Consider the following 14,072-nt stretch of genomic DNA (forward strand, 5'->3'; position numbering starts at 1 on the left):
AACAACAATCGGCGCGATGGGGTTCAGCTTTCGCTCTGCCGCATGCTCAATCCGATGCGTTTGCGGTCGATGTCGATGGATAGCACGGTGACGCGCACTTTTTGATGCACCTTCACGATTTCAGAGGGGTCTTTGACGAATTGATCGGCCAACTCGCTGATGTGCACCAATCCGTCCTGATGAACCCCGATGTCGACAAAGGCGCCGAAATTGGTCACGTTGGTCACGACCCCCGGCAGTTTCATGCCCACTTTGAGGTCGTTCATGGTATGCACCGAGTCATCGAACGAAAACGATTCAAAGGCTGCACGCGGATCACGGCCCGGTTTGGCCAGTTCATCCATGATGTCGGTCAGGGTCGGCAGCCCGGTTCCGTCGGAGACGTAGTTTTGCAGCGTGACTTTCTTACGTAGTGATTCGTCCTGCATCAACTGAGATACGGTGCAACCCAAATCGCGCGCCATCTTCTCAACAACCGTATAGCTCTCCGGATGTACGGCGCTTGAGTCCAACGGGTTCTTGCCGTCGGCGATGCGCATGAACCCGGCTGCCTGCTCGAACGCCTTGGGTCCCAGCCGCGGTACTTTCTTGAGGGCGGTGCGAGTCTTGAACGGTCCGTTCTCGGTGCGATAGGCGACCACGTTTTGCGCCAGCGCCGGTCCCAGGCCGGAGACGTAAGTGAGCAGTTGTTTGCTGGCCGTGTTGACATCGACGCCGACACTGTTGACACAGCTCATCACCGTATCGTCCAGAGATTGCTTTAACGCCGTCTGGTCAACATCGTGCTGATACTGTCCGACGCCAATCGACTTGGGGTCTATCTTAACCAGTTCGGCCAGCGGGTCGGTCAGGCGGCGTCCAATCGAGACCGATCCGCGCACGGTGACATCATGTTCCGGGAACTCCTCGCGAGCGATTTCCGAGGCGGAGTAGATCGAGGCGCCGGCTTCGTTGACCATCTCGATCTGAACATGATCGGCCAGGGCGATCTCACGCACGAACGATTCCGTTTCGCGTCCGGCTGTGCCGTTGCCAATGGCGATCACGTTCACTTTGAAGCGCGCGCACAGCGCCTTGATGTCGCCGGCTGCTTCGTCGCGTTGTTTTGTGGAGCCGTGCGGAAAGATCGCCATATTGTGTTGCAAACCGCCCTGTTTGTCCAGCACGACCACTTTGCAGCCGGTGCGAAAGCCGGGGTCGATAGCCAGCACGTTCTTACGAGGCAAGGGAGAGGTCATCAGAAGTTCGCGCAGGTTCTCGGCAAACACTCGGATCGCCTCGGCATCTGCAACCGCTTTGGTTTCGTTGCGCAGTTCGGTTTCCATGGCCGGAGCGAGCAGTCGTTTGTAACTGTCCTGAACAGCCAGCGCCACTTGTTGCGTGGCGGCGTTATTGTTGATGAGGAAGATACCTTCCAGGATGGCCAATGCTTCCTCTGCAGGCGGTGCGATCGCCACTTTCAAGACCGATTCCGCCTCGCCGCGTAACATGGCCAGCAGACGATGCGATGGAACTCTCGATAGCGGTTCCCCCCAGTCGAAATAATCTGAGAACTTAACGCCTTCGTTCTCCTTGCCCTTGGCCACAGTCGATGTGATAACGCCCTGTCTGGTGAACAGCTCACGCATCCGCGCCCGTGCGCCCGAGTCCTCGTTAATCCATTCGGAGATAATGTCACGTGCGCCGGCCAATGCGTCGTCGATGGTCGCAACGTCTTTTTCCTGGTCAATAAACAGCTCTGCCTCTGCGTGGACATCGATGTCATCCTGCTCAAGCAACAGTTCGGCGAGCGGTTCCAAGCCGCGTTCCCGGGCAATCGTGGCGCGCGTGCGACGCTTGGGTCGGAAGGGTAGATAGATGTCTTCCAGCACGCTCATCGATTCGGCTGCATCGATTTTAGTCTGCAACTCGTCGGTGAGCAGATCGCGTTCGATCAATGACTTCAGTATAGCCTCGCGACGCTTATCCAGTTCGCGCAGTTGTGCTATTCGATCACGGACCTGAGTGATCGCAACTTCATCGAGACTGCCAGTGGCTTCTTTGCGGTAGCGTGCGATGAATGGCACGGTGGCGTCATCGTCAAGCAGACCCACGGTTGCCTGGACCTGTCTCGGTGCGAGATTGAGTTCTTGAGCGATTTTTGCGATGTGATCCTTGGTCATTGCTACCTGCATCTGTTGTTAGCGTTAGGGGCGAAAGATAAACGAATCACCGGAGAAACCAAACAGAAAAGCAGGCAAGCCTTTTTTTCGAACTTCGCGGGTAACGAGCTTGAGTCTAGTTTCGCCTTGTTTCGTCCAGCTTTCTATTGATCTGTTCCCTGTAATCCTCGAATCGTGGGTCCGCGACCGGTTGGTCCATTCCGTTCAACACTTTCAGCGCTGCCTCGTAACGTCGGTCATTAAAGCAGGCCGCGGCCAGATTTATGGCGGCATTCTCAAACCCGGGCATGATTTCGAGTGCGCGGCGATAAAAGAAGATGGCCGAGTCATGCATCTGCTTGAGCTCGTAGCAAGTGCCCAAATTGTTCAGCACATGGTGATGGTTGGGGTGCACACCGTATGCATCGGAGAAATCGTCAAAGGCTGCTTCATGCCGCCCCAAAGAGAAGTTGGCCACGCCACGGTACCAGGTGAGCGGTGTAGCTGCGTGATCAAACCGAACGAGCCAGGATGTAGCCAGGTCAACTTCACGAATCACCGACGGCCATTCGGCTTGATCACGGGCGTTAAGGGCGCCGACGATGTGACTCTCGGATTGTAAGCGGACCAGACCTACCGTGAGCGATCCAAGGGCGAGGGCGACCACGGCGGTTAAGAGCAGTCGTCGAACCTTGTCCGAGCCGATTTCCTTCGTTTTATGGACAGCCGGTATCGATGCTAACATCAGCGCCAGGAGCATGGTGTGTACCATGCGCTCTTTGGGATAACTGAAAAAACTGATGATCATGAAAAGCACCAGGCCGAACAACATGGTGAACGAAGCGGCGACATCATCCGAGGTAGTCGCGATGCGGACGGTTCTGATGGATTGAACCAGGGCCATAGTCAGGACGGTCAGATAACATATCAGCGAGAATATCCCCGACTCGGAAAGGATCCATAGGTAGTCGTTGTGGGGGCGCTGAAACATGGCATTGTCCGTCCATTGCCGTTTCGCGATCGGTCCGTAAGCAGGACTGATCAGTTTCCAGTTGCCGGCACCGACTCCGAGCAGGGGAAAATCAGAAAACATGGCCAGGCTGTTTTCCCACATGGCCAGCCGTTCGGCCACCGAACCCTGGTGTAATGACGAAGCTGTCATGGCACGATCTACAACCGACTGTTGGTCCGACCGTCGTAAAATCGGTGTTGAAAAGAGGACAGCCGTTATGGCCGCTACCAGGAAAGCAGCGACAGCCCGTCGTTTCCAAATTGGCAGTTGTCCGGCGGATATCTGTACATTACGTGACAAGACCAGCCAGGCACCGATCAGCACGATAGTCGCAAGGGCCAACGCAAACCAGGTGGCACGACTGTTGGTGAGCATCACGATAGCGATTGCCGGCACGATCGCGGCGAGACCGAAACGACGCCAGATGATCCCACCGTGAAGGATTACATAGAGAACGAAGGGTAGCAACAGACATAAGGCGGAAGCCAGCAGGTTGCGATTGGCCAGTCCGCCGCTGCGCACGTATCCAGCGAAAGCGACATCATAATATTGGCATATTCCGATGGCAGCCAGGCAGACTGCAACTACGGTCAGTCCGCGTGCGAAGAGACCAAAGGCTGATCGGTTGCGCCGCATAATCATGGTGAAGACGACAACAAGCGACACCCACAGCGCTGCTTTCCCGGTTTCCATCACGGCTTCGGCGGGGACGTGGGCCGAACTGAGGGAGAGGGCTGTGAACAACAGAAACCCGAATAGGGAATAACCAATCGTGCGACCAGGCTGGCCCGGTACTGATTCGTCGGATGTGCTCGGCCTTGGCCACAGTGAGATTCCCAACAGTACAACCCCTGCCGATAGAGTGATCAAGCGAGGTAGAAGCACCGGGTCAAGCGTAGCCTGGGAACTCACAAAGGGAGTGACAATCAGGAGGCCGGTGCCCAGATAGGTCGGCCATCGATCCGGGCGTTGTGAAGGCGGGTGGCGCAATGATTAACTCAGACAAAAGTTACTTTAGTTTGAGGTCATTTTACGGTATTCTTGAGCCGGAAGAAAAGAGTTTTATCAAGGAGATGTTGAGAATGGCCGGTAGAAAACAACCTTCCGTGTTTGAAAAATATGCTCACGAATACGATCTGATTACCAACGCGGTGGAGCGCGTGAATTATCACCAGAAGGAAGTCGATGCCCTTATCACTCGCTTTGCGCCGGCCACGGTTCTTGATGCCGGTTGTGCCAACGGTCTGACTTCCGAGTTGTTGGCTCGTCGCGGCGTAAACACTGTGGGGTTGGATTGCTCTCGTCGGATGATTCAAGCGGCGCGTGAAAAGTGCGACTCAAAGAATCTGCCGTTGAGTTTCCGGGTGGGCAATTTCGAACGACTGCCGAAAAGTATGCACTCTGAGTTTGACCTGGTGGTCTGTCTGGCCAATAGTATTTCGGGCGTCAGCAGTGTCGCGGGAGTCAGAAAGACACTGAAGAACTTCTATGCAGTGCTGAAGCCGGGCGGTTGGCTGGTGATGCAAATGCTCAACTATTCCTCCATGAAGGAAGGAACTTTGTTCCCGATCCGAGCCACGGCCAACGACGGGATCATTTACGAGCGGTTCTCTGAACGACGTGGAAAACGACTTTCTGTTTATGTGTCTCGTTTGGAAATGAGAGGATCGAGTCAGAAGTTTGAGGTCTTTCGGCACGAGTTTGATACTTATGACATCGCTTTGATTGGCCGATTGGTGGCCCGGAGTGGTTTTTGCAAGGTGGGTAAGTTTGGCGACTTGTACCTCAAGAAACGGTTTGCCCGGACCTCACGTGACTTGGTTTTGATTTGTCAACGGCCCATTGGTTGAGGCGTTTTTGTGTTGACACCTTGCCCTCTGATCCTATTTTCGGTGCTACCATGAAAACTGTTCTGACTATATCTGCTGTTCTCCTTGTTGCCACCAGTTCGGTCGTCGCCCAGCGTGCGTTCACGGGCGATTCCATAATCGATGAATACCGCCCCGACGGCGAGTTGCGCATGTGGACCTTTATCGTCAAAGACTCAACCATCGGTCGATTATTCTCAACCGTGAAGGGTCGCACCACCATCGACGGTATCGAAGCACGCATCATCGAACAACGATTGGGGCTGGACTTCAGTCGACAAGGCTCCGGAGTGTCCATCAATGTCGAAGGAAGACAGTATGTCGGAGAAAACGGCGGATACCTTGGCTGTGATCTGACAATAAAGACGGGTGAACAGATCGCCCAGCTTGAAATCAAGAGGGATGGTGACACCCTGCGAGGTAGCGTAGAGCAGGGCGGCCGCAGCAGCGATTTGCAGCAGCAATTTGATGTCAACGGATTCGCCGCCGACATTTACCTGCTGGATATGCACGAACTGTATCTCTCCATGCACGATTTTAAGGTCGGTGATACTATCCGCGACACGCTCTTTGTTCCACAGATGATGTCAAAACAGTATGTCGAAGCGACCATCCAATTGTTCGTGCAAAAGCAGGTTTATAGCGGCGTATTCGATTCCGCTTTTGTAGTTCGATACACCCATCCACAACTTCAGGCCTTTTATTTCACGCCGGATAAGCGACTTGTGAAAGTCGAGATACCTGGTCAACAACTGAAAGCATATCTGGACGTTGTTCGAAAATTCGAAACGGGAGCCAGTGGTCCATCGACGACCGGTCCGACAACCGGGAATGTCCTCAAGCGGCTGCCGGTCTTTCTGGCCTACTTCGTTCTGGGATTGATCGCTTTGGTATTCTACGTCGGACGTGGTTGGCGATGGGCGGTGGCCTGGGTTGCTCTGGGAGCAGGCGGAGTAGTGTACCTGGTGGTAACGGTGACTCAGATGCCGCTACAGGTGTATCTGGTTGAGCATTTGTTCATTCCCCGGATCGCAGCGGGTGGATCGCCGTACTTCCTCGGGCTGTTTCCCGCTATGACAGCCGGTATAATCCAGGAGTTGCTCAAGGCGGGACTGATACTTGCTTTTGCATTCCTGCTGAAAGTGCGTTCGAACCGTTTAGCGGTTATTGGAGCCGTCTGCGGCGCAGGATTCGGGATTGTAGAAGGATGCTATCTGGCCACGCTGGCTGTGAACGTCGACCTGTTCTCATGGCATTTGCTGGAACGTGGTTTTATGATTCTCTTTCACACAACGTCGGGTGCTCTGTTGGGCTACGGTCTGGTCGGTGGTATGAACAGCCGTCGGTTCCGACTGATGTTGGTGGGGATGATCCTGTGTGATGCATTGTTGAGATACTTGCCGGTATTCGTACAGCAGAGGGTCGTTGATGTTCGGATGATGTACTTTGTGATTCCGCTTTTGGTGGTCAGCCTGACCGGGTACACGCTTTGGCGGCTTAAGAGGGAGGGGTAATTCTTTTCTGTCATTCCCGCGAAGGCGGGAATCCACTCTTAGACTACTGATTCGTAAAGGTCCTCCCAATTGGGATTCTCTTTTTCTATCATCCGTATCTTCCATGCCCTACGCCATTTCTTGATCTGTTTCTCACGAGTGATTGCAGCGTAGACATCATCATGCGTTTCATAGTAGACTAGGCGATGAACCTTATACTTTTTGGTAAAACCCTCCACGCTTCCTGACTTGTGCTGATAGATGCGGCCGACAAGGTCGCCGGTTATCCCTGTGTAGAGTGTACCGTGTCTATCGCTCGCGACAATGTATACGTAATACTGCGACATAAGGAAGATGGACCCCCGCCTTCGCGGGGGTGACAGCGAGAGAACCCATCTGTCGCTTTACCCCAGGTGGGATACTTAAAGATCATCGCTTGTTGTACAGTGGATGTTGTCCTTTGCCTGCCTTTGCGTACTTGCTGAATGCCTCGTACTCGAAGAATGCCACCCAGCCCATCTTGAGATACTCTTCCGGACTCCGTTTTGTAACGTCGCAGTCAATGGACATGGCGGCGACATACATGCACTTTTTCCACTGACTATAATCACCCAGATCCTCACGCATTGACTTTCCACCGCTATGCCCTTTGCCGCCCTTGATGGTACGATCGAGTTGATACCACCTGCCTGCCAGACCATTTCGTGAATTAGTCATCCCAATGTAGTCAACATCTTTCCATTCGGGCCGGGTACCTGTCAAGCTCCTCTTGTCTGTAACAGCTATGAGGTAGACACCAGGCCGGCGTCGGCGCGGATAACGGTGTCGGTGGCTCCAGTCGTACCATTCAGAGAATTCCAGTTCGGGCAATTGAATTCTTCTCATAATCCCCCCCTCACGCTTTCAGGATCAGGCCGGCGCCGGCGCGGCCGTCGATACGAATCTCAACCGGCGCCATCAACTCGATATGGCGCACGAACTCCGTCTCCTCCGACGGCGGCAGAGTCATGAACCAATCCCACTCGATAAACCCATTGCCGATGGCCGCATTGACCGTCATGTAGCCAACCTGGAACGAAGTCAGGTTGTGAAAAAAGTGCGTACCGAACGATGGATCGGGCGCAAAGTCTCCATAGGCCGTCTCCACGATTACGCCAACGGCTGAAATCTGATTCCACACCACCGGCACACCCAGCCATCGCTCCGACGATCCCCAGCGACCCGGCCCGATCAAAAGATACCTGCGGTCGGCAGCTTTCAGTTTGGCATTCAATCGCCCAACTTGCTCGGCGATCTCAAGAGTGCGTCCACGATCGAAACTTTCCGGCGACACGAATATAATGTCACGAATATCATTGTGGCTTATGTTCCCCAGCGCGTTTTCACTCTTGGCCACGATCCGCGAAGTCTCGACATCATCCAGCGACACCGTTTCGAACATGGCGTCCTTGATCATAGGACGTATCTGAAGGAAGTGGAATTCCTCGGCCTGGCTGCTGTCGGTGTGCAGGTTGACCGCAAACTCTATTTCCACGGGACAATTCAGACCCTGCGAACCCAGCTGCAACAAGTACTGAGCGATCTCGCACAGAGGGAATCGGCTCATTTTGAGAATCGGAGCAAAGCTCACGATGCGCGTACCATCGCGACCGGCACCGTCATAGACGCGGTCGTTCTCCGCCGAGTAGGTGGAACAGATGGGGTAGAGGCTGCCGTCGTTCTCAGCCTGGGTAAGATTGAGACGGATAAGTCCCATGTTGCCGCCCGGCTCCGGCAGGACCGATGGGTCCTTCATGTCGATGGCATAGAAATCGTGCTGCGAGTTGTTCAGCATATCCTTGGTGGTGGAAAACTGCGGCAGTTTCTCCGGGTAGCCGGGGGAGAAGCGCAGACAGTTATGCCCGTCGACAATCGTCTTGCCGAGTCCGAGCGCCACATACACAACGCCGTCTTCGGGTTGCACTCCGTCCATCGAGTAATAGTTGTATGACAGCGCGACACCGGAAAAGCTGGGATAGAAGCCATCACCGTACCTTTGTCCTATCGCCTGTTGGATGATGACGGCCATCTTTTCTTCCTCGACGCGATTACCGACGAATTCGTGATAAACCCGCGCATTCTTGAAGTAGGTCGACGCGTAGATCAACTTGATCGCCGTGATCAGTTGGTGCAGGCGTACTTCGAGTCTCGGATGGCTGTTGGTCAGCATGTGGGTGTCATAGACTCCTGCCGCCGGTTCCAGGTGGGAGTCTTCAAGCATCGATGACGACCGCACGGCCAGCGGATACTTGATAACGTTGAGAATGGCTCGCAGGTCGGCCTGGGTTCGGCGGGGGAACTTGGCTTTTGAGAATGCCCTGGTGATTTCATCGTCGCTGGATGCTTTCAGAGCCGGATGCAGAAGGTTATTGGTCTCAATGAAAGCGTCGAAAACGTCAGTTCCAATAACCACAGAGTGTGGCACCGACACTTTAACACCGTCGAAGTCCTCTTCGATATCATGCCGACACAAGAGGGCATTGATGAAAGCGAGACCACGCCCCTTCCCGCCCAGCGATCCGCCGCCGATTCGAACAAAGTCCGATTGCAGGTCGAACTGTCGCCTTGAAAAGTCTGAAACCACGCCCAGCTGTCGCTCATGCCGGAAGTTCTTGAAAGTGTCGATCAGATACAGCCGCAAGGCCGAAGCATCCTTGAACTCGGTAGCTTTGAGTGGTCGTAGTCTTGCAGCCAGGTCAAACTCGGTACGCGCCATCAGCCAGTTGGAAAAATGATTTCGCGTCGCGTGGAACAAGAGTGATGTTTCATCGACAACGGTCAGGATTTTTTCCAATTTACGGAAGTCACTCGCCCGTGCGACTTCCGTACCATCGGGCAGGGTGAATACAAAATCTCCGAACCCGAAATTGGCTTTGATAAACCGTCTGATATCCTTGTGCAGAGTAGGTGAACGTTTGTGAATGAAACCGGCATCGTGGTCGTAAGCGGTGGCCGCGTTTTCAAGGTCGGAGGATTGCATCAACACCGGTAGGTCCGGTACCTGTTCACGGATGAGCCGGACAAGCTTCAGACCGGCTTCATCATCTTTCTCGGCGCCGATGCGAAAGCGAACGTCGGAGACGACAGCCAGTACGTACTTGCGATACTTCTCAAATAGTCCTACGGCATCTTCATAATTGTCGGCCAATAGAATCTTCGGACGTGCCCGCATGCGCAGAACTTTGTCGGTGACGTTCAAACCTTCCGACATCAGGGCGCGTGTCTGCTGCATGATTTCCGTATAGAACAGGGGTAAATATGATGAGTAGAACTTAATGTTGTCTTCAACCACGATGATTACCCGGACGCCGACCAGCTTGGTGTCAAAATCGACATTCATGCGATCTTCAACGAGCTTGATAATCGACAACAGTATCTTGACGTTGCCGGTCCAGATATAAACCCAGTCGATTGCCTGTGAGTAGTCGGACTCTTGCATCACGGCCAGCTCGCGCATGTGATAAGCCAGAAAAACCACCGGCAGGCTTGGTTTGATGCTCTTAATGTCGCGGCCGAAAGAAACCACGTCGAGGTCCCCGACCCGTTTGAAAATGATAACCAGGTCGATGTCCATAGTCATCAGAAATTCGAGCGCTTCTTCAGGCGAGGAGGCCCGTTTGACGTGGGGTGTGACACTCAGATTGAGTTCCAAGAACTCGTTATAGATCAGATCGGTTAGCTGGCCATCTTCTTCGAGGACGAAAGAATCGTAAGGACTGGATACAAGCAGTACATGCTTGACCCGTTTCTGCATCAAGGAGTCGAACTTGAGGAACTTGGACTTGAAATCGGTCAGTTGCGGCTCGGCCTTCATTTTTCCTCTGTGGGTAGGTTTGGTATCACCTTGGAATATATCGTGCAGATACAGACATTCAAACAAAAAAAGGTGGAGCCACGCGTCATGGCTCCACCTGTAATATCAAAGAAGTCGGAGCTGTCTATACAGCACCCTGATCCATCATGGTATCAGCAACCTTCAGGAAGCCGGCGATGTTGGCTCCTATAACGTAGTTGCCGGGATGGCCGTATTTCTCAGCCGCTTCCAGCGAGGCTGAGTGAATGCTCTTCATAATGTTGTGCAAGCGCTGGTCGACTTCCTCGCGGGTCCAACTCAGACGTAGCGAGTTCTGCGACATTTCCAGGCCGGACACAGCCACGCCACCTGCGTTGGCTGCTTTGCCCAGACCATAAAGGACTTTATTTTCGAGGAATACGCTCACGCCTTCGGGAACCGTCGGCATATTGGCACCTTCGGAAATAAGGAAGCAACCGTTCTTGACCAAAGCCTTGGCATCGTCGGCAGAAACTTCGTTCTGGGTAGCACATGGGAAGGCGCAGTCAACCTTGACGTTCCACACGCCGACGCCTTCGTGGTATTCGCAACCGAACTTGTCGGCGTATTCTTTAATACGACCGCGCTTGACGTTCTTGAGGTCCATCACGAAGTCCCACTTTTCGCCCTTGATGCCGTCGTTGTCGACGATATATCCGGCCGAGTCGGACAGGGTGACTACTTTGCCGCCGAGTTCGTTGATCTTCTCGGTAGCATACTGAGCGACGTTGCCCGATCCGGAGACAGAACAAACCATCCCGTCCATGGACTTGCCGTTGGCCTTGAGCATTTCCTCGGCAAAATAGACCGCACCGTAACCGGTAGCTTCCGGGCGAATCAGGCTGCCGCCCCAGTTGATACCCTTGCCGGTCAGAACGCCTTCAAAGGCGTTGCGAAGACGCTTGTACTGGCCGAACAGGAAACCTATCTCGCGACCACCGACACCGATATCACCGGCCGGAACGTCGGTGTTGGGACCGATGTGACGGAACAGTTCGCTCATGAAGCTTTGGCAGAAGCGCATCACTTCATTGTCGGATTTTCCCTTGGGGTCGAAGTCGGAGCCACCTTTACCGCCGCCCATTGGCAGGGTAGTGAGGGCGTTCTTGAAGACTTGCTCAAAACCGAGGAACTTCAAAATGCCAAGGTTGACACTGGGGTGAAAGCGCAGCCCGCCCTTGTACGGGCCGATAGCTGAGTTGTACTCAACGCGGAAGCCGCGGTTGACCTGGATCTGACCCTTGTCGTCAATCCACGGTATACGGAACATGATGACTCTCTCCGGCTCGATAATACGTTCGAGAATCTTAGCCTCTTTGTACTCAGGATGTTTCTCGATTACCGGTTCGAGAGATTCAACGACCTCTTCGACAGCCTGATGGAACTCCGGCTGGGCCTGATTTTTGGCCTTGACTTCGGCCATAATGTTGTCAACAAAGCTCGACATGGACATTACTCCTCATGACGTTATGGTCAACAGCTCTTGTGTTATACCTTCATTTCGCGCTAAGTGAAACATTTCACATAGCCTTAGCTGCCGTATATATAGCCGCTATATAATAAAGTCAAGACGTTTTGGTCTGCATTTGAAAAAATCTTTTGGGATATCACTGGCTGTCCCGAATGGGGGCCGAAGTCAGCCTCGAGGATTGGTTCTAATGGGCTGTGAGTGATCGACTGGAAACTGGCTACGGACCAACCGACTTATCACCAGCTATTCCCAGCGCATTTAGTACAATACCCGCCCGCCGCGAAGCCTCTGGGTGGGGTAGCCACGTTTGTGTGGGCGGCAGACGTTTTTGTGCGTACCGTGACATGGGTAACAGATGTCAAGGCACCTTTTGGTCTACGGGCAGGGTGTCGGTTCTGGGCCGCCGCGGAACATGAAGTCAATCAGATAAACCAGGTCGCCGATGTCGAGCGGTTCGGTCCCGCTGGCGTCGATGTCAGCCTCGTCGAAACAGACCGGCGCCGGCCCGCCTCTGAACATGAAATCGATGATATAGACCAGATCAGCGATGTCGATCAGTTCGGCGCCGTCATGGTTGATATCGCCTCGCATGACACAACAGCCGGGGTCGGCATCGCACGCGACCGAGCCGTCAGTGGTCACGAGCGGGATCGGATCGCCGAATTCATCGACCAGTTCACAGTTGCTCTGAAAACCTATCGCGCAGGGTGCGTCAGGTGCGGCTGTAATGGTGCTGAAGCAGATATGGGTCAGTCTCGTGTCGTCGGCCAGGGTCAGCGCGTTCTCGAAATCTTCCCATATTATATGAACCGCGCCGGACCCGCCGTTTATCGTGGCGCCTGAGAGATGACCGAGCGATATACTGTCGTAGGTCATGCAGGTTTCGTCGTAGGTCATGTGGATTTCGACACCGGCCACAGCGCTGAAGTCCAGCACCCCGATCGGTATACAGACCACGTCGCAATCGGTCAGAACGATATCGACCAGGTATAGTTCTGCGGCTAGGGCTGTACCGCCGCTGATGGTGATTACCAACACGAGCGCTATCTTAATCAACAAATTCGAAAGGCGAGTCATGGCGGCCTCCAGGGATTACGCTGTTCATCGTCAGGTGTCGAGTCCTTCTGTGAGTATCTTTCAAGTAGTACGCTGATAAGATAACACAGTTTGCCCGTTTGGTCAATACCGCATTGGTGGTGGGTGTCTCAAACCTTGTTTGGGGCGGAGCCGAAGCACCATAGATTCACCCTTCGACTCCGCTCAGGGTGAGGTTGCAAAAGCGCGAAGCGCAAGAAAGCGATTTATCGCCACCCTCAAACCGGGATTGAGGGAGCCACCCATCGCCTGACAGTTTTTGGCCGAGTCTGAAGACTCAGCCACCACACCGTGGGTCCGGCTGCACACTAGCATAATCCTGACGATCCAAAAAAGCGCTTGCCAAATCGGGCTGGGTTGATAGTATAATAGGCAGCCAGCGGGAGTAACTCAGTTGGTAGAGTCACAGCCTTCCAAGCTGTTGGTCGCGAGTTCGAACCTCGTCTCCCGCTTTATTCGTGCCACTTGAACCTATGCCACGGTTGACCGGACGCTCGGGCTTCAAGAGAACGTTCACCATTGAGTAGATTCTTTGTAGGTCGAAACCCCTGGTCCGAAGGGGCCGTCCTGAGCGCAGTCGAAGGGCGAGGTCTCGACTTCTTTCCCGAAAAGAACCCACCCGCCGCAGAGCTGCCGGCCACGAGCGGGTCTCACGAAGACGCGCCTTGTTGAGTCATTGCGAGCGACCCCGCGTTTCGCCGGGGGAGTGCGGCAATCTCATGCCTCGACTCCGCTCGGCATGACAGGAACAGAGCCAATTGAGATTGCCACAGCCACACGAAGCGTGTGGCTTCGCAATGACGTTGTGATACAGCCCATATCACTTCAATGAACGCCCGGTTCAACTCTGGGGAAACCCACCCGCCGCAAAGCCTCTGGGTGGGGTACGGAAGTCGGCAGCAGATGTGGACATCCGCCAGCCACGATATCGAGCTTGCCACAGCTACGGGTGGCCGTCTCAAACCTTGTTTGGGGCGGATACCAATACGAGAGATTCACCCTTCGACTCCGCTCACCTATGAAAAGGTCGTAGTCAACTGTTTTTCTATACACGCTCGCTTTCGCTATACACCGTACACGGGTACGACTCACCTATTCGGGCCAATATGCCCATGATTTTT

The 14,072-nt window shown here is 54.0% G+C and carries 9 protein-coding genes and 1 tRNA gene; 3 read left to right on the plus strand and 7 right to left on the minus strand.

What is annotated here, in order from left to right:
- Positions 1-23 precede the first annotated feature (23 nt).
- Together OEV49_14545 and OEV49_14550 are read right to left on the minus strand one after the other, a co-directional pair.
- Complete coding sequence (locus tag OEV49_14545; GenBank protein MDH3892294.1) at positions 24-2,162, minus strand: RNA-binding transcriptional accessory protein; 2,139 nt, start codon at positions 2,160-2,162, stop codon at positions 24-26.
- A gap of 115 nt (positions 2,163-2,277) precedes the next feature.
- A complete protein-coding gene (locus OEV49_14550; protein MDH3892295.1) occupies positions 2,278-3,846 on the minus strand; it encodes an O-antigen ligase family protein in 1,569 nt (522 codons plus the stop codon).
- A 296-nt stretch (positions 3,847-4,142) separates the two neighbouring features.
- Between OEV49_14550 and OEV49_14555 the strand changes: the two genes are divergently transcribed.
- Positions 4,143-5,003, plus strand: a complete 861-nt coding sequence (locus OEV49_14555; GenBank protein ID MDH3892296.1) for a methyltransferase domain-containing protein — start codon at positions 4,143-4,145, stop codon at positions 5,001-5,003.
- Between the two features lie 50 nt (positions 5,004-5,053).
- Positions 5,054-6,535, plus strand: a complete 1,482-nt coding sequence (locus tag OEV49_14560; GenBank protein MDH3892297.1) for a hypothetical protein — start codon at positions 5,054-5,056, stop codon at positions 6,533-6,535.
- A gap of 38 nt (positions 6,536-6,573) precedes the next feature.
- On the opposite strand, the gene OEV49_14565 is transcribed toward OEV49_14560, so the two are convergent.
- The 5 genes from OEV49_14565 to OEV49_14585 form a co-directional block, all read right to left on the minus strand.
- A complete protein-coding gene (locus OEV49_14565) occupies positions 6,574-6,861 on the minus strand; it encodes a GIY-YIG nuclease family protein (GenBank protein ID MDH3892298.1) in 288 nt (95 codons plus the stop codon).
- A gap of 82 nt (positions 6,862-6,943) precedes the next feature.
- A complete protein-coding gene (locus OEV49_14570; GenBank protein MDH3892299.1) occupies positions 6,944-7,399 on the minus strand; it encodes a hypothetical protein in 456 nt (151 codons plus the stop codon).
- Between the two features lie 10 nt (positions 7,400-7,409).
- Complete coding sequence (locus OEV49_14575; GenBank protein MDH3892300.1) at positions 7,410-10,367, minus strand: histidine kinase; 2,958 nt, start codon at positions 10,365-10,367, stop codon at positions 7,410-7,412.
- Between the two features lie 124 nt (positions 10,368-10,491).
- Positions 10,492-11,838, minus strand: coding sequence for an NADP-specific glutamate dehydrogenase (gene gdhA, locus OEV49_14580; protein MDH3892301.1), 1,347 nt, complete (start codon positions 11,836-11,838; stop codon positions 10,492-10,494).
- Between the two features lie 393 nt (positions 11,839-12,231).
- Entirely contained in the window at positions 12,232-12,933 is a 702-nt protein-coding gene (locus OEV49_14585; protein MDH3892302.1) for a hypothetical protein, read from the minus strand.
- A gap of 397 nt (positions 12,934-13,330) precedes the next feature.
- On the opposite strand from OEV49_14585, the gene OEV49_14590 reads away from it, so the two are divergent.
- A tRNA-Gly gene (locus OEV49_14590) sits at positions 13,331-13,403 on the plus strand.
- Positions 13,404-14,072 lie beyond the last annotated feature (669 nt).

The organism is Candidatus Zixiibacteriota bacterium, assembly GCA_029860345.1.
Classification (GTDB): Bacteria; Zixibacteria; MSB-5A5; order GN15; family FEB-12; genus JAJRTA01.

What these genes read in the sequence shown, in the direction of transcription:
- OEV49_14555 (MDH3892296.1), top strand. Translation starts at nt 4,143, where the DNA reads ATGATTAACTCAGACAAAAGTTACTTTAGTTTGAGGTCATTTTACGGT.
- OEV49_14570 (MDH3892299.1), bottom strand. Translation starts at nt 7,399, where the DNA reads ATGAGAAGAATTCAATTGCCCGAACTGGAATTCTCTGAATGGTACGAC.
- OEV49_14575 (MDH3892300.1), bottom strand. Translation starts at nt 10,367, where the DNA reads ATGAAGGCCGAGCCGCAACTGACCGATTTCAAGTCCAAGTTCCTCAAG.
- OEV49_14565 (MDH3892298.1), bottom strand. Translation starts at nt 6,861, where the DNA reads ATGTCGCAGTATTACGTATACATTGTCGCGAGCGATAGACACGGTACA.
- OEV49_14585 (MDH3892302.1), bottom strand. Translation starts at nt 12,933, where the DNA reads ATGACTCGCCTTTCGAATTTGTTGATTAAGATAGCGCTCGTGTTGGTA.
- OEV49_14550 (MDH3892295.1), bottom strand. Translation starts at nt 3,846, where the DNA reads ATGGAAACCGGGAAAGCAGCGCTGTGGGTGTCGCTTGTTGTCGTCTTC.
- OEV49_14545 (MDH3892294.1), bottom strand. Translation starts at nt 2,162, where the DNA reads ATGACCAAGGATCACATCGCAAAAATCGCTCAAGAACTCAATCTCGCA.
- gdhA (MDH3892301.1), bottom strand. Translation starts at nt 11,838, where the DNA reads ATGTCCATGTCGAGCTTTGTTGACAACATTATGGCCGAAGTCAAGGCC.
- OEV49_14560 (MDH3892297.1), top strand. Translation starts at nt 5,054, where the DNA reads ATGAAAACTGTTCTGACTATATCTGCTGTTCTCCTTGTTGCCACCAGT.